Source organism: Ruegeria sp. CDSC052 (assembly GCF_059610685.1).
In genome coordinates, this window is record NZ_JBXWOB010000009.1 from 74349 (window position 1) to 90971 (window position 16623).

General features: G+C 52.9%; 11 protein-coding genes. All 11 read left to right on the top strand.

What is annotated here, in order from left to right; all coding sequences use genetic code 11:
• Position 1 precedes the first annotated feature (1 nt).
• The 11 genes from AC2FIM_RS14690 to AC2FIM_RS14740 all read left to right on the top strand — a co-directional run bounded on the left by AC2FIM_RS14690 (position 2) and on the right by AC2FIM_RS14740 (position 16622).
• Positions 2-1669, top strand: coding sequence for a nuclease-related domain-containing DEAD/DEAH box helicase (locus tag AC2FIM_RS14690; RefSeq protein WP_496732097.1), 1668 nt, complete (start codon positions 2-4; stop codon positions 1667-1669).
• 613 nt (positions 1670-2282) lie between these two features.
• Positions 2283-2762 carry a hypothetical protein gene (locus AC2FIM_RS14695; protein WP_496732099.1) on the top strand — a complete coding sequence of 160 codons (480 nt, stop codon included), beginning with the start codon at positions 2283-2285 and terminating at the stop codon, positions 2760-2762.
• Positions 2763-3327: 565 nt separating this feature from the next.
• Positions 3328-3783, top strand: coding sequence for a ParB N-terminal domain-containing protein (locus AC2FIM_RS14700; RefSeq protein ID WP_496732101.1), 456 nt, complete (start codon positions 3328-3330; stop codon positions 3781-3783).
• Positions 3784-3970: 187 nt separating this feature from the next.
• Positions 3971-5347 (top strand): site-specific DNA-methyltransferase, encoded by a 1377-nt coding sequence (locus AC2FIM_RS14705; protein ID WP_496732103.1) that lies wholly within the window; start codon positions 3971-3973, stop codon positions 5345-5347.
• Complete coding sequence (locus AC2FIM_RS14710; protein ID WP_496732105.1) at positions 5344-5727, top strand: DUF5681 domain-containing protein; 384 nt, start codon at positions 5344-5346, stop codon at positions 5725-5727. Before AC2FIM_RS14705 ends, AC2FIM_RS14710 begins: the two co-directional genes overlap by 4 nt.
• Positions 5720-6112, top strand: a complete 393-nt coding sequence (locus AC2FIM_RS14715) for a DUF5681 domain-containing protein (RefSeq protein ID WP_496732107.1) — start codon at positions 5720-5722, stop codon at positions 6110-6112. Before AC2FIM_RS14710 ends, AC2FIM_RS14715 begins: the two co-directional genes overlap by 8 nt.
• Positions 6113-6433: 321 nt before the next feature.
• On the top strand, positions 6434-7660 hold the full coding sequence (dcm, locus tag AC2FIM_RS14720) for a DNA (cytosine-5-)-methyltransferase (RefSeq protein WP_496732109.1): 1227 nt from the start codon (positions 6434-6436) through the stop codon (positions 7658-7660).
• A complete protein-coding gene (locus AC2FIM_RS14725) occupies positions 7653-8135 on the top strand; it encodes a very short patch repair endonuclease (RefSeq protein ID WP_496732111.1) in 483 nt (160 codons plus the stop codon). Before dcm ends, AC2FIM_RS14725 begins: the two co-directional genes overlap by 8 nt.
• A complete protein-coding gene (locus AC2FIM_RS14730; RefSeq protein ID WP_496732113.1) occupies positions 8132-9382 on the top strand; it encodes a type II restriction endonuclease in 1251 nt (416 codons plus the stop codon). Before AC2FIM_RS14725 ends, AC2FIM_RS14730 begins: the two co-directional genes overlap by 4 nt.
• Positions 9383-9479: 97 nt before the next feature.
• The gene (locus AC2FIM_RS14735) at positions 9480-12614 is read left to right on the top strand and encodes a helicase-related protein (protein WP_496732115.1); all 3135 of its coding nucleotides are present in this window, start codon (positions 9480-9482) and stop codon (positions 12612-12614) included.
• 18 nt (positions 12615-12632) lie between these two features.
• Positions 12633-16622, top strand: a complete 3990-nt coding sequence (locus tag AC2FIM_RS14740) for a type ISP restriction/modification enzyme (RefSeq protein ID WP_496732117.1) — start codon at positions 12633-12635, stop codon at positions 16620-16622.
• Position 16623 lies beyond the last annotated feature (1 nt).

Sequence of the window (16623 nt, forward strand, 5' to 3'; positions counted from 1 at the left end):
TATGGCCCGAATGTATCCGTCGCAGCTTCCTAAACATGTTATTGAAAATCAAAAACTGTCTTCTGAAATTCGTGTTTACGAGAAGCTTCGCGACCAACTCGCAGGCGACTACAATGTCTATTATTCACGCTCGTGGCATGAAGCGGATGCCGGCGGTGGCGAATTTGACGGTGAGGCCGACTTCATCGTTGCACATCGCGAGAACGGACTCCTTTTTCTTGAAGTTAAGGGTGGCCGTGTAAGCTGTCGCAGGGAAGATGGTCAATGGCTGACCACTGACCGGGATGGATTCACGTTCAGAATTAAGAATCCGATTTCTCAGGCTCGGAGTAGTAAGCATCACTTTCTCAAGCGAATAAAGAAGCGTCTTGGCAGCCGTTTCCTACGAGTTCGTCACGGGGCAATTCTCCCGGGAAGCACGAGACCGTCCCGGGCACTTGCATCTGATGCGCCGCTCGAAATCGTAGCCTTTGGTGACGACATGGAGAAACTTGATCATTGGGTCGTGCGCCGAATGACGGAAGGTGCTGATGTGCGCGAGGAGCCACTTGGCCTTGATGGATTGAAGGCGCTCGAAGAACTCTTGGCTAGCCACTTCGAACTCCATGCTCATATCGGTGGCAGCCTCGCAGATGACGCCAGGGAAATAGAACGTCTGACCGGCGAGCAGGCTTGGATTCTTGACTCCCTGACTGACAACCATGAACTGGCGATATCTGGCGGAGCAGGAAGTGGGAAAACCGTATTGGCAATTGAAGCCGCCATCAGGTTTGCAAAGGACGGACAGCGTACTTTGTTAACCTGTTTCAACGCGCCACTGGCAAATCATCTTCAGAACTCGTGCGGAGATCAGGAGAACCTTGTCGTCGCCAGTTTCCATTCACTCTGCCGCAAGTTTGCTAAAGAGGCTTCAGTTCATTTGCCAGCGAACGCCGGGCAGGCTTTGTTTGATACTCACCTGCCAGAAGCTCTGATGGAGGCAGTGGGTAGCCGACGTGATCTCGGCTTCGATACAATCATAATCGATGAAGGTCAGGATTTTCGTGACTCATGGTTGAACTCTTTGCGCCTGATCCTAAAGGATGGAGGAGATCAGCGCTTCTGTGTGTTTTTCGACGACAATCAGCGTCTTTTCACACAGGACGACAACTTCATCTCAGCGTTGCCGCAGTCAGCCATTCCACTGACGCGAAACCTCCGGAACACTCGGCGCATTCATGCACTTATTTCCAAGTGGTACGAGGGCCGGCGGTCAACTGCCATTGGCCCTGAAGGCGAACCGGTTGGCATCATGGAGTGTCGCTCAAGCGACCTCGCGTTTTCCAAAGTCAATGAGCGCATAGCTCGCCTGTTGTCATCCTCTCAAGTCGGTGCTGGGCAGGTCGCCGTGCTAACAGGCAACCCGAATGACTTGAGGGCGCCGCCAGGAAAAATTGCTGGCGTCGAAACTTGTCGCGCGGATGACTTGGTCCCCAACCATATCATCTTCGACTCTGTCCGCAGATTCAAAGGTCTGTCTCGCCCCTGCGTCTTTGTAATTGGCCTTGAGGAATTGCGAGATCCTGAGCTGATTTATGTTGCCACAAGCCGGGCCAATATTCTGCTTGAGCTGGCAGGAACGTCTGAAGATATCGCTCGAATAACTATGGTTAAGGAAGATGAGGGCTAGTAATACTTGTCAGACAGGCCCTTCGAAAGGGCCTGACCGGTCCGGCGTCATTCCCGAAACCACCTTTTGCAGGGACGGCGAAATGTCGTTTCTAACCGGGACTGAAACGGGCTGGTCCGCGCGAACAGGTGATGTGCTGAAAATTCTGAAACGCACGAAACGCGGCTGGCGGTTCAGCTCGCACGATTAAAACGAGTCTTCAATCAAGCCATTGCTGCAAGTGGCCACCCACCAACGGGAAACTTAGGCGCTTCTCGTGTTAATAATTCGATAGAAAAAAGGCGGCTCGAAAGCCGCCCTTCTCAGTCACTGACAATTTGTGGTTTTGTGACGGCGCGTTTTTGCACAAGTTTTTTTGCAACGTGACGGCGCATATGAAGTTTGTTTTCCATGTTGGCGCTCAAGTATTGTACGTCGTCGCCTCGATGGATCACTATCTTCGTGACACCGTTTTTCGAGAGACAGTTTGCAACGCGAAGTAAGTCGCTTCGTTTGAGTTCGATGGGTCTCAATATGTTTATTCTATGCATCATTTGCTCCTTTTATGATGGCTTCACATTCTGGCCAAATTCTTGTGAAATGTGGCGCAGGACCCTTATCCGGCAGCGAGACAATGAAAGCAGTTGAGCAGAAACTGGACGTCCTCAACGAAATCGCAGATGCGGCGATCACGACGTCTGGAGATGCTCGCGATGCCTGGCGCGTGATCGGTGTTTGCATCACCGAAGGTCGTGACTTGCCAGAATGGATTAAGGCGTATTTGCAAACGACTGCGGGGAAGGTCGAAACATCGAGACATGAAGACATGGCATTGGCCTTGGGCTTCTACCCGGAGTCAGAAGAGACGCATACAAAACCGGCGAAGGCTTACTATGACAGCCTGACAGTGTTTTCTGTGATAGCAGGATGGCGGCGCGAGGCAGTGAATGACGGGCAGAAGGTGTCGCTTGCGGATTGTTTCGAACGGTATGTCATCGAGCACCTCAATGAGCGGGAACACGAGGAAACCGTTAAGACGGCCTACTATCGTGGCAAGGCAATTGCGCAGGCAGAAATCGAATTATCGAATGTGCTCGAAGAAAAGGGAATGTGACGAGCGTCCGCTATAAACAGCGTGCTCTCTTGCAGTCTTGTCCTTCCAGGGATGAGTAAGTGAATATCTGCGAAATCGCAGGCTGCATCAGTTGATTTTGCCTTTTCATCAATATCAGCGAAAGACTGTTGAACCTGATAGCGAGTTATGGCTCTGCCTCTGGTCCGATTTGGCCGCTAAGAGCCAGATCCACCGAGCTGATTGGTGGCTGACAAGCGGATTTGAATTTCCTGGACGCAGAATATGGCCGCCAGGAAGCGCTAATAATGCTTATTTTTCACTGCCAGACAGAGCGTTTAAACGCTCCAGGTGATTGAAAGAAATAAAATAAATCTTCAGTCCCCTTGCAGTATTGAATTGAATGCCCATTTAGTCGCCACGTTAAGAAATCGAAGTGAGACGGATCGAAGGCCTTCCCCTCTCACGCTGCGAAAGCGGCCCTTCGTACGGGACTGATGTTGGTCCGGCCTTCCATACATCACATGAACCGCTGTGTCGCTTTGGCGAGGCAGTTTTGTGTGCCGTGCTGAAATGCGCGGCTTAAACCTAAATTCATAGGTGATTTATGCCAAATAATGACAAACTAGACCTTGAAACCTCGATGGTTGCGCCGGTGTTGCGCGACAGATTGTTCCGGGTGAACCCCGAGAATCTGACCAGAGACTTTCAGCCGATGGGCGAACTCGATGAAGAAGCAATTTCTGAAATCGTGGAAACCCTGTGCGTCATGGGCTTCCTGACGCCGGTGCTGATTGACGGCAACAATGTTATCGTTGCCGGACAAGGTCTTGCAGACGCTGCCATGCAGACAACTCTGGAAGATATACCGGTACTCAGACTTGAAGATTTGGATGCAGAAGATCGAAAAATCTATTTTCTTATGCTGCATCATTTCTTCAAGATTTCTGGGCTGGATATGAAGATATTCCGGATCGAAGCACAGCAAATTCTGTCCTTCACTGCGAGTGGCCGTCTGGCGCTCGAAATCCAGACCAACTCCACTGGCACTGAACTGGTCTGAACTGCCAAGCGAAGTGATCGGTGGGAGGGCCTGCCGATCTTGTGCCGGAGTAATCCGGCCCTTCGCACAGAGCCATGATCGGCTCGGCCTTCACATCCCTTGAAACCGGCTGCGCTCTTGAGACAGGGGCGTAGCCAGCGTCAGCCCCGGCAATTCCGGGTGGCGCACAAGTTGTGGGGTAATCCCTATGTCTATAATCTCCAACGAAGCGCATGCTTCGACCCTTCCGGCCGAAACCCGGCTGAAAATCGTAAATCGCGATCCTGCCAAACTGACTGCCTATGATGGCAATGCGCGGACGCATTCGGACAAACAGATTGCGCAGATCGCGGCATCCATCAGAACATTTGGTTTCCTGAACCCCGTTTTGATCGGTGCCGATAGCATCGTTATTGCGGGTCATGGCCGCGTTGCCGCCGCAAAGCAGCTTGGCCTGCGCGATGTTCCAACGATTGAACTTGCGCATTTGTCTGATGCTGAACGGCGCGCATACGTCATTGCCGACAATCGTCTGGCTGAACTTGCTGGCTGGGATCGCGACATTCTCACAATTGAGCTGCAATCCCTTGCTGACATGGAGCTGGACTTCGATCTGGAAATCACCGGCTTTGAAACGGCCGAACTGGATTTACTGCTTGATGGCGATATCGGTGAAGGTAAAGACCCGGATGACATTTTGCCCGAGACTTCGCCTGATGCGCCGGTGAGCCAGCCTGGCGATATCTGGTTACTGGGTAATCATCGTTTGATCTGCGGCGATGCTCAGCTGCCTGCAACCTACGCCGCACTAATGCAGGATGATCGGGCTCGCATGGTGTTCACTGATCCGCCATACAATGTAAAAATCAGTGGCCATGTCTGCGGCTCCGGCGCCATTCAGCACCGGGAATTTGCGATGGCGTCCGGTGAAATGGATCAGGCGGGCTTTACGCTGTTCCTGGCCAATGCACTCTCTGGCATGAGTAATGTCAGCGTCGACGGTGCTATACACTTTGTTTGTATGGACTGGCGCCATATTGACGAGTTGCAGAAAGCCGGCAGCGGTATCTATTCCGAGCTGAAAAACCTCATTGTCTGGAAAAAGACGAATGGCGGAATGGGTACGTTTTACCGCTCTCAACACGAACTGGTCTTTGCATGGAAAGTCGGGACAGCGCCTCATATCAATACCTTTGGTCTTGGCGATACCGGCCGCTATCGCACCAATGTCTGGGAATATCCTGGCGTGAACAGTTTTGGGGCGAACCAGAAAGATCTGGAACTGCATCCGACAGTGAAACCTGTGGCGCTTGTCACCGATGCGATCAAAGATGTGTCCCGCCGTGGCGACATTGTGCTGGATGGCTTTGGCGGCTCCGGCACAACGCTGATTGCAGCCGAGCGCTGTAGCCGTATTGCCCGGCTTGTCGAACTGGATCCGGTCTATTGCGACGTGATCTGCCGGCGCTATGTGGCGCTGACAGGCAGTGAAGCGGTTCTGGCGGAAACCGGCGAAAGCTTTGCCAGTGCCGCTGTGCGGCGCGCTGATGAAGCGGCAGTGCCTGCAGTGGAGGCAGAAGAATGAGCGATCAGAACAAAATCCCGGTTGGCTACATGAGCCCGCCGGAGCACACCCGCTTCCAAAAAGGCAAATCCGGCAACCCCAGGGGCCGGCCCAAAAAGAAGGACGACATCTTCACGCTGTTGCAAAGGGTGCTGAAACGCAAAGTCCGGGTGAGCGGCGCAGACCAGCAAATGCCGATCCGTGAAGCCCTGATCCGCAAGCTGCGGGAGCTGGCATTGTCGGGTGACGCGCGCGCGATAAGCCTGCAGCGGCGTATTCTGGACGAAGCCGGGGTAAATCAGACTGAACGCGTCGATCCGGAAGAGAAAAAACGGCGCGTGCTTGATGCGCTCAGTCGGATGGGCGTGACAGTCAAAAACGATGGAGATGGCAATGGTTGACGACAACAAAATCGGTTTTGCTAAACCTCCGAAATCCGGCCAGTGGCAAAAGGGTCAGTCGGGCAATCCAAAAGGGCGCCCGAAAACAAGGTCGGATCTGATCAATGATGCCGCAGCGATCCTGTCCGAACCTGTCAGTGCGCGGACACCACAGGGCAAAACAGTGACGCTCAACGGGTATGAGGCTTCCTACCTTGCGCTTTGCAAAAGGGGACTGAAGGGCCATTTTTCGTCCCTGATCAAAGCGATCAATATCATGCTGGAAGTCCAACCTGCGGTGGATGCCCGCGAAAGCGACAAACGCCAGAGCCGGGAAAATGTGATCGCTCTGCTGGAAAAAATGGGCGTGAAGACGGATGGCCTGAAGAAACGGGTCCGCGACTAATCCCTCCTGGTTGCGCATCCCGACTCCGCCCCACAGCGGCTCGCTTTGCCGCTGTGGGGCCGTTTGTAATCGGGTAGGTTTGGGTCGAAAACCCGTAGGGCGGCTGCCAGCGGGCCTGTCAGCCGCCCTTCATACGTCCCGGCAAGTGGTTCCCTATGAAACCGACCGGGTTCACAGTTCGACCAATCAGAAAAATGGAACAGTCAGGGCCTGGATAGGGTATCTCTTAACCAAAAATACACCACATGTCCGCATTTTGTTCTTGTCTGGCGGGCAGAGTCCCGCCATGGTGTCAGAAAAATACCCAGGATGAGAGCAGTCATGACAGACTTTGAGATTCTTCTGAAAAAAGCAGGTTATTCTGTGCCGGAAGCGGCAAAGCACCTCGATTATTCAGAGGGTCACATCTACCGCTGGATCCGCGGTGAAGAAAAGCCCCGCGCGGGCGTCACCCGCCTTCTGGAACTTGAAATTGAAGCCCGTCGCCCGGTTCCTGGTGCTGGTGATTTCAGTTTCATTGATCTCTTTGCCGGTATCGGCGGCCTGCGCAAAGCCATGGAAGGGGCCGGGGGTCGCTGTGTATTCACATCGGAATGGGACAAGTACGCGCAACAGACCTATCTTGCGAACTTCGCAGACAACCGGCCGATCGCGGGCGACATCCGTGAAGTCGACGCAGTAGCAATTCCCGATCATGACGTTCTCGTGGCCGGGTTTCCGTGCCAACCGTTTTCCATCGCAGGGGTATCCAAGAAGAATGCGCTGGGTCGAGCCCACGGGTTTGACGACGAAACACAGGGAACCCTGTTCTTTGATGTATTGCGGGTTTTGAAGCACCATCGCCCGGCTGCCTTTCTTCTTGAGAACGTCAAAAACCTGAAAAGCCACGATAAGGGCAAAACCTTTGCAGTTATGCGGCGCAAACTGACCGAAGAACTGGGTTACACACTGCATACGCAGATCATTGATGCCGCGCATTTTGTGCCGCAGCACCGGCAGCGCATTGTGATGGTAGGTTTCCGAACTGACGTTCCCTTCAGTTTCGAAGATCTGATCATTCCACCCCGGGGTCACAAACGCATGCGGGATATATTCCACCCGGAAAACGGTACCGAAGAACCGGAAGGACATTTCACCGTTGGTCCCGATGCGGCTGTCAGCGATAAGTACACGCTGACGGACAAGCTCTGGGCCTACCTTCAGGGCTATGCCGCAAAACACAAAGCCGCCGGAAACGGATTTGGTTTTGGTCTTGTGGATGGAGACAGCATTTCGCGGACGTTGTCGGCGCGGTATTACAAAGACGGGTCGGAAATTCTGGTTAGCCGAGGCGAGGGCAAGAACCCGCGTCGACTAACGCCCCGGGAATGCGCCCGCTTGATGGGTTACAGTGAGGATTTCCGGATCCCGGTTTCCGATACCCAGGCCTATAGGCAGTTCGGTAATTCAGTCGCAGTGCCGGTGTTTGCGGAGGTTGGACGGATCATGCGACCGCATATCCTGTCGCTCACGGAAAAGCAGGCGGAGGTCGTGCGCAAGGTTGGCTGATGTACATGATGAGGCCACCCGCAGCCGCAACATGGCGGCGATCCGGGGCGCCGATACGAAGCCTGAAATGATAATCCGCCGCGGGCTCCATGCCCGCGGTTTCCGTTTCCGGCTGCATGAACGCAAATTGCCGGGGCGTCCGGACCTCGTCTTCCCAAAACACAGAGCAGTGCTCTTTGTCCATGGTTGCTTCTGGCATGGCCACGGCTGCCATCTCTTTAAATGGCCCGGTACGCGGGGAGACTTCTGGCGCCAGAAGATCGGAGCCAATGTTGCCCGGGATCAAGCCAACACAGAGGCTCTGCGCAATGTCGATTGGCGTGTAGGCATCGTCTGGGAATGTGCTCTAAAGGGACGCAAACGACAACATCTGAGCGATGTTCTTGGCGCGATCTCCGATTGGCTTATCGCTCAGAATCGTGACCTCAGCCTGCAGGGTTTGTTTGAGGATGAACCAGTGGCGGTGCCCTCATGAAATTCGGTGTTCTGGCAGATCTGTTTGAGGGCGCTGGGGCCAAAGTGTTGACCGAGGTCGAGATCAACCGTCAGCGCTCAAACCAGCACGAGTTTCAGGGCGTGAGTCGATTCCGTGAATTTCTGGGCACACCAGCAGAGAAACAGACGTTTCCCGCGACTTTCTACTGGCTTGTGGATGATGAAGACACGGAGCCCGTAAAGGTAGCATCGTTCTGCACGTGGAGTGATGTCCGTCGTGGACAGCGCGGGCGCAGCCCCGAGTATCATCTGTATTACGCGACTGAATCTGAGCCTGTCGTCCATAAGGCCCGCGCGGGGGATCAGGTTGTGATTGCACGCAGCAAAGACGGCGACCTGATGGTTCTGCTGACTCCCGCCGGATCTACGACCAGCCAGCAGCTACTGTGGCTCTTCGGTCTTGATCTATTTGAAGGTCGCTCTGTCGCGAGGCGTCTGGAGCGTGACGATACCGTTGAACTGGGCTTCGCCGCACGTGCGGTGTTGGCCGATCTCGGTATTGAAGTTGAAGAGCCTGAGCCGGATATGTTTGAACATCTGATCGGTCGGTTCGGGCGACAGTTTCCCACCACAGCTCAGCTGTCAACTTTTGCACGGGAAACGCTTCCAGGGATTGATCCCGTAGCCGACCCTGACGGCACTCTCATTGCCTGGATGGAGCATGAGGAAGCGCTCTTCCGTTATCTGGAACGCGAAGTAGTTTCTGATCGGTTGCAGAGCGGTTTTTTTCACGAAGGGCGTGCGGATGTCGATGGCTTTCTGAGCTTTTCCCTGAGCGTTCAGAACCGTCGCAAATCGCGCGCTGGCTATGCCTTCGGACACCATGTCGAAGCCATCCTGCAGGCCCACGCGATTGGCTATACGCGCGAAGCCACGACTGAGAAACGGAATGCTGCCGACTTCCTGTTTCCTAGTGAGGATGAATACGCCGACCCTCGTTATCCGGATGATCAGCTCGCCATGCTTGCGGTGAAAACAAGCTGCAAGGACCGCTGGCGACAGGTTCTGGCGGAAGCGGACCGCATCCGGACAAAGCATCTGCTCACTCTCGAGCCTGCCATTTCGAGAATCCAGACGACGGAGATGCAGGGACAGGGTCTGCAACTGGTTCTGCCGGCCTCACTGCACAAGACATATCAGGTTGATCAGCGGGCTTGGCTTATGGGGATCGGGGACTTTCTCGCAAGGGTGCGTGAACTGCGAGGGAGGCAACGATTGCTCATATGAAAAGCGTGTATTTTAGCATAAGCTGGAGCGATTTGCCTGTAAGTCCAAGGGCTTTCGCGTATGCTTTAGAAAACAAGTTAATAATTGGAATCTAACAATGCCACGGCGTGAAAGCCATCGAGTAGGCAGTGAACTTTTCATTGTCGACAATAGCGAGGAAGATTGGAAGGCTCTGCGGTATCTGCGCGACTGGTGCCAGATTGCAGAGGCCATCGATATCGCGACTGGGTATTTCGAAGTTGGCTCTCTTCTTGCCCTCGAGGACGAGTGGCAGAAGGTCGACAAGATCCGAATACTGATGGGCGATGAGGTTTCAAAGCGCACAAAACAGGCCTTTGCGGAGGGTATTCACCAAATTTCCCATCGCCTCGATCAAAGTATTGAGCGAGAGAAAGAAAAGAATCATTTCCTCAACGGTGTAGGCTCGATCGTGCAGGCTCTGCGTTCCGGAAAGATAGAATGTAGAGTTTATCGAAAAGATAAATTTCATGCAAAGGCGTACATTACTCACGGCCGCCTCGATGTGGTGGGGTCGTCTGCGCTTGTGGGCTCGTCCAACTTCACTGTGCCGGGCCTCACTCAAAACATCGAACTGAATGTTCAGATCACAGGCACACCGGTAGCAGTGCTTCAGGAGTGGTTTGAAGAGCATTGGGAAGAAGCAGAAGACGTTACCGTGGATATACTCAACGTATTTGAAAAACACATTCATGAGTATCTGCCATTCGACATCTATGCGCGGTCTTTGCAGCAGTATTTTCTTGGACATGAAGAAACAGCAAGTGAGTGGGAGAAAAATAACTCAAAGATCTATCCTATCCTAGCTCGATATCAGAGGGACGGGTATGGGGCACTTCTCAAACGATCGGACAAATACAACGGCGCATTTCTCTGTGACGGTGTTGGTTTGGGCAAGACCTTCATCGGTCTGATGCTAATCGAGCGTTTTGTAAAATATGAAAGTAAAAATGTTGCTCTCTTCGTCCCAAAAGCGGCCAAAGCACCGGTCTGGGAGCGGGAGCTAAGAAATCGATTGCCTGACGTTTTTAAAGGATACAGTCGACTCAAAGTATTTAGTCATACCGACCTGATGCGGGAAAAGATGACAGAGGAGCTTGAGCAGGTTGCAGCCCAGGCGGATGTGATAGTTATTGATGAGGCTCATCACTTTCGGAACACAGGCACCAGGGGCGAAGAGGATGGAAAACGACGGTCACGATACTGGCGCCTCCACGATATTGCTCAAGGCAAGCAGCTATTCATGCTGACGGCGACGCCGATTAATAACAGCCTCCTTGATTTCCAACACATGGTTGAACTCTTCTCTCGTCATCAGGCGGATTACTTTAGCCAGGCTCCGCTTGGGATCCATTCTCTGGCCGGCCACATTCGCCAGCTTGAAAAATCTATTGAAAAGCAGCTTTTGAGCCATGACGGCGAAGGGGAAGGCGTGGACATTGATATGTCCGACGTTGGAGATCTCTTTTCGTCGGACAGTTTATTTGATGCTCTCGTGGTGCAGAGGAGCAGAAGTTACGTCAAGGCCAGTATGGCTCGCGAGACAGATCAGGAAATTATTTTTCCTGAGCCAAGAAGACCAAAGGTTGTCGAGTATTCAGTAAAGCAGACTTATGGAAAATTGCTTGATATGGTCGCTGAGGCTTTCCACAAACGCGAGCCTCTTTTTGTTCTCGGGATCTACAACCCATATGCCTACTACATAGGAGACGACCCAGACGTAATTCCGGCACTGGAGCTGGGGCGAAGAAAGCAGGTGGTCGCACTCATCCGAACGAATTTCCTGAAGCGCTTCGAGAGTTCCGCCGAGGCTTTCAGGCAATCCTGTTGGCGGCTTCTTTACAAGATCTTGGCCTGGCTGGAGGTGCATGCTGCAACAGACCACGAGCGCCAGGCGCTTGAGCGCTGGAAACGAAGGAACGGCAAGCTCATCGGCTACAGCCCACAACTTGATCTTCTCGACGAAGACGAAGACAACGAAGACCTTTTGCCTCCTGAGCTTCTTGAAGCTGTGGACGAACTCTCACGTGACGAGTTCGACATTGAAAAGATCGTTCATGACAGCATTCAGGATCTGGAGCAGATTGCAGATTTCCTGAACGAACTCGAGAAGTTCAAACCTTCCCAAGACAAGAAGTTGAACGAGCTTCTCAGGCTTCTGAAAAAAGACAAGATCTTGGGTTCTCACAAAGTCCTGATATTTTCTGAGTTTAGTGATACCGCCCGGTACCTTCACGATCAGCTTGTAGAGGCTGGTATTCATGGCGTTGCGCAAATCGACAGTGGCACGAAAGGAGATCGCGCAAAGCTAATCCAGCGGTTTGCGCCCTACTACAATGAGAGTTCAAGCAGTGACCTTGTATCTTCCGGGCAAGACGAAACCCGCGTTCTGATTTCAACGGACGTTTTGTCAGAAGGTCTGAACCTTCAGGATGCGACGCGGCTGATCAACTATGATCTGCACTGGAATCCGGTGCGATTGATGCAGCGAATTGGTCGTGTTGACCGACGGATGAACCCGGATATTGAAGCACGAATTCTGGAGGATCACCCTGATCAAAAAGACTTGCGAGGTACAGTTGGTTACTGGAATTTCCTCCCACCTGACGAACTGGATGATCTTCTTCGGTTATATAACCGCGTCTCGCACAAAACGCTCCGCATTTCCCGAACGCTTGGCATTGAGGGCAGGAAACTCCTTCGCGAAGACGACGATTACGAAGATCTGAGGAATTTCGCCGAACAGTATGAAGGTAAGGCTACGCCCGATGAGGAAATGCATCTCGAATGGCAGGATCTGATCAGCGAGCAGCCGGACCTCGAGGACCTGCTGTCGGCTTTTCCAAACGGGATTTTTTCCGGAAAATCCCACATCAAATCCGGCTCGAAGGCCATCTTCTTCTGCTTTGCGAGGCCAGCGTTTGATCGGGAGGCATCTGAGACATCCGGACGCGACGTCTGGAACGAAGCCAGCGGTGACGTGAAATGGTACCTGTATGATCTCGCGACCGAAAAGATAATCGAAGAGGCACCTCAGATCGTTGAGTATGTACGCAGTCAGGCTGACACGCCCCGCCAGGTCGAACTGCCGCAAGCAGATCTGAGCGAAGTTCGCCTCAAGATCGAAAAGCACATTAACAGAACATATCTGCGCAAAGTTCAGGCCCCGGTCGGTGTTAAGCCGGTGCTGAAAGCGTGGATGGAACTAAATTAGCCTGGAAGCCGAACAGCTATGTCCAATATCAAAACAGAAGACCTTGAGCGTGTAGCAAATTTCGGAAGCCTCGTTGCGCTCTTGCGTGACAAGCTCGACTGGCCCCTCGAAGAAGAAGGAGATTTTGAGGATATCACCTTTGACTGGGATGCAGATGAGCTCGGTTTGAAAGACGAGGAAGTCGCAAAGGTTCGTGAGATCCATCAGCTTCGCCCGCTGACCACTGGCCAACCTTGGGGGATTTTTTTCATATCCTTCGAAGAGAAGTCAGTTTCGGTCACGGTCCTGAGGCGAATGTTGCGTGCTTTGGTTGTAAGGAAACGAGCGGGCAGTCAGTCTTCCGACCGTCAGGCCTGGCAGCAGAATGATTTGATTTTCGTTACGAATTTCGGCGCCTCGGGCGCCAGAGAACTTGCATTTGCACATTTCTCAGACACCGGTGGCGCTGGTGACCTTCCCGCATTGCGTGTCCTCGGTTGGAATGCCCTCGATACGCGCCTGCACAACGAATACGTAGCTGAAACGCTGTCTTCCAAATTGCGATGGCCCGAACACCCTGAAGATCACGACAAGTGGCGGTCGGAATGGCGCGGCGCATTCGAACTTGAACACCGCCAAGTCGTCCGAACCTCTCAGGAACTCGCGAAAGCGCTCGCGGACCTTGCTGCAAATATCCGGGCCCGCGCGAACGAGCTGCTGGAGGCTGAGACAGAACAGGGCAATCTTCGCAAAATGCTGGCGGCCTTCAGAAAGAACCTGATCCACGATCTAGACAAGGATGGGTTCGCCGACATGTTCGCGCAGACGATCAGTTACGGTCTACTCGCGTCATACATCTCGCGCCCTAAGGGAGAAGCCACCCCCGACAGCCTCGTGGAGATGATCCCAAGTACGAACCCATTTTTGAGAGAGCTGTTTTCGACCTTTCTGTCCTTGAGTGGCCGGGACAAACGACAGGCGATGGATTTCGACGAACTCGGTGTTAGGGATGTCATTGAGCTGCTTGAAAATGCAAATCTCGAGGCCGTTTTGCGAGATTTTGGGGACCGTAACCCCAAAGAAGACCCCGTCATACATTTCTATGAACTCTTTCTTAAGGAGTACGATCCGGAGAAGCGGATGCAAAGGGGCGTATTCTATACGCCGCGGCCCGTAGTGAACTTCATTGTCCGTGGCGTGGATGAGATCCTAAGGACAGAGTTTGACCTTCCTTTGGGTTTGGCTGATACCACGACTTGGGGGGAGCTGGCAGCCCGAAACGACAAGATTGTAGTCCCGGACCAGATCGATCCGGATGAACCCTTTGTTCAGATCCTCGATCCGGCGACCGGAACCGGCACATTCCTTGTCGAAGTTATCGACCTGATACACGATAGAATGGTCGAATTCTGGAAGTCCGAAGGACGCAGCGCGGCTGATGTTGCGGCAGAGTGGAACGAGTATGTACCGCTGCATCTCTTGCCCCGACTTACTGCTTTTGAGCTGATGATGGCTCCATACTCCATTGCGCATTTGAAGGTCGGCCTGAAATTAAAAGAGACAGGCTACCGTTTTGATGCAAACGAGCGCGCACGGATTTTTCTGACGAATGCCTTAGAGCCGGCAAGAGACTTGGATATGGAATTCGTATTCATGGCCGAAGCACTGGCGCATGAGTCGCAGGAGGCAAATTCAGCTAAAGCTGAAACGCCATTTACTGTTATTCTAGGAAACCCACCATACGCCGGGCACTCAAAAAACAATAATATTAAGGAGATAGTGGAGCTAGTTTATGATTACAAACGTGATTGGCCAGAGCTCCTGAAGCCGGGACAAGGCAAGTGGCTGCAAGATGATTACGTTAAGTTCATTCGGCTAGCTCAATTCAAACTCGACCAAACTGGATACGGCGTTCTTGGTTACATCACCAACCATTCCTTCCTAGACAATCCAACCTTTAAGGGAATGCGCGCGAAACTGAAGGAAAGTTTCGGTCAGATCCGCATCCTAGACCTGCATGGTAACGTAAAGAAAAAAGAGATGGCCCCGGACGGTACCGCAGACGACGGCGTCTTCGAAGGTGTCGCTCAGGGGGTTGCGATCACGGAAGCGATTAAGCTTTCGGACAATGAGCAATCGAGCCAGCTGTGGCGTGATGATTTATTCGGCTCGGAGATTCAGAAACTTGATTTTTTGGTCAACCCATCCGCACGGATCTCCGGACAACTAAAGTGTCCAATAGTTTTACCTGAGTGTTTCTTCTATCAGGTTGACTTGGGCCTTAAACAGGAGTGGCAAGAGTTTGAGGGTCTGCCGCGAGTAATGGGTGAGAATGGCGACCCCGCGCCGGGCATCGTCACAACACACGATCAGTATGCAATTTCATTTACCAAAGCAGAACAAATAGAGAAGGTGGAGTGGTTGATTGCCACCCCTAACGAAGAAACCGCGAGGGGCCGACTTCGTCTGTGCACTCAGAACCAATGGAACTATGGCGTCGCAAAGCAAAAGCTAAGTAGCATAGATTGGAAAAGTGAGATTGTATCAGTAGCGTACAGGCCATTTGACCATCGGGTAACGGTCTATAACAACCAAATAGCCGTACATCTTCGTGATCGCGTCATGCGACACATGAGCAGCGGAGGAAATGTGGCACTTTCAACCGTCCGACAACTTGCAACCACGCCGTGGGAACACGTACTTGCATGTGACGCTATTCAAGATGACTGCTATGTCTCGAACCGCACGAAAGAGCGCGGTTATCTCTTTCCACTTTGGCTAAATCTCACAGCGGGAGAACGCAACCGCCGCCCCAACATAAACCGCGATTGGGCACAGGGCGTCGGCAAGTCTCTCGGCTTGGCTTACGAAGACGGCATCCCTCGTGGCGAACAAAGAAACCTCGGACCTGAGTTCCAACGCCCAAAGGCCGAACAGCTTGGCCTCCTCGGAGATCAATGGGACGGACGCGGCGATCTCGCGCTACAATTCGGTCCGCGCGATCTGTTCGACTATATCTATGCTGTCCAGCACAGTCCCGGCTACCGAAACCGCTATGTCGACTTTCTGAAATCCGACTTCCCTCGCATTCCCACGCCCAAGGACCGCGCCATCTTTGCAGATCTTGTACCACTTGGTCGCGACCTCGTTGCGCTGCACCTCCTACGTCAGGACGAGGCCCCGGTTCTTGAAACGCCAGTTATCCGTTTTGCTGGTAGCGGCGAGGCAAGGGTCGAGAAAGGCTACCCAAAATACGAAAACGGAAGAGTTATGGTGAACGGAACCCGTTGGTTTGAGGACGTGCCCAAAGCGACTTGGGATTTCTATGTTGGTGGCTATCAGGTCTGCCAAAAATGGCTGAAGGATCGCGCAGGAAAAGGCGGCAAAAAGCCCAGCCCCGGCCGCGTCTTGACCGATGAAGACATTCTGCACTACCGGCGCGTTGTCGTCGCCCTGACGGAAACCCGGCGTCTGATGGGTGAGATCGATGAGGTGATCGAGAAACACGGCGGCTGGCCGGAGGCTTTCTATCTGCCTCCGCCTCCGCCGCCGTCGGTGGAAGAAATCATCGAGTCCGACGAGAGTAGAGAACTTGAATTTAAGAGCACCTTTCAGTGGGATATGCGACAGGGAAAACAAAATACGTCCCTCCGAAAGCAAGTGCTGAAGTCCTTGGCCGCCTTTATGAATACGAAAGGGGGCACGCTTGTCATTGGCGTTACCGATGACAAAGAAATCATTGGTCTCGAACATGACCTCAAGCTTGTCAAAGACAGTCTCGATGCCTTCGAAAACAGTCTCTTGAGTGTGTTCGCGTCAACCATCGGAGCGCCTTACTCGCTGCATTGCAAGTTGCGGTTCGCCGATGCACCGGATGGAAAGAAGGTCTGCGTGATTGATGTCACTGAAGCGAAAGAACCTGTGTTCGTTGAATTCGAGAAGAAGCAAGAGTTTTTTATTCGCCGCGGCAACGCCACGGTTAGTCTGACTGCAAGCGAACAGCACGCCTACACTCGAGAAAGGTTCTGAG

Excerpts from the sequence above, each read along its gene's own strand:
- AC2FIM_RS14695 (WP_496732099.1), top strand. The coding sequence starts at position 2,283 with ATGAAAGCAGTTGAGCAGAAACTGGACGTCCTCAACGAAATCGCAGAT.
- dcm (WP_496732109.1), top strand. The coding sequence starts at position 6,434 with ATGACAGACTTTGAGATTCTTCTGAAAAAAGCAGGTTATTCTGTGCCG.
- AC2FIM_RS14740 (WP_496732117.1), top strand. The coding sequence starts at position 12,633 with ATGTCCAATATCAAAACAGAAGACCTTGAGCGTGTAGCAAATTTCGGA.
- AC2FIM_RS14700 (WP_496732101.1), top strand. The coding sequence starts at position 3,328 with ATGCCAAATAATGACAAACTAGACCTTGAAACCTCGATGGTTGCGCCG.
- AC2FIM_RS14715 (WP_496732107.1), top strand. The coding sequence starts at position 5,720 with ATGGTTGACGACAACAAAATCGGTTTTGCTAAACCTCCGAAATCCGGC.
- AC2FIM_RS14735 (WP_496732115.1), top strand. The coding sequence starts at position 9,480 with ATGCCACGGCGTGAAAGCCATCGAGTAGGCAGTGAACTTTTCATTGTC.
- AC2FIM_RS14730 (WP_496732113.1), top strand. The coding sequence starts at position 8,132 with ATGAAATTCGGTGTTCTGGCAGATCTGTTTGAGGGCGCTGGGGCCAAA.
- AC2FIM_RS14690 (WP_496732097.1), top strand. The coding sequence starts at position 2 with ATGGCCCGAATGTATCCGTCGCAGCTTCCTAAACATGTTATTGAAAAT.
- AC2FIM_RS14705 (WP_496732103.1), top strand. The coding sequence starts at position 3,971 with ATGTCTATAATCTCCAACGAAGCGCATGCTTCGACCCTTCCGGCCGAA.
- AC2FIM_RS14710 (WP_496732105.1), top strand. The coding sequence starts at position 5,344 with ATGAGCGATCAGAACAAAATCCCGGTTGGCTACATGAGCCCGCCGGAG.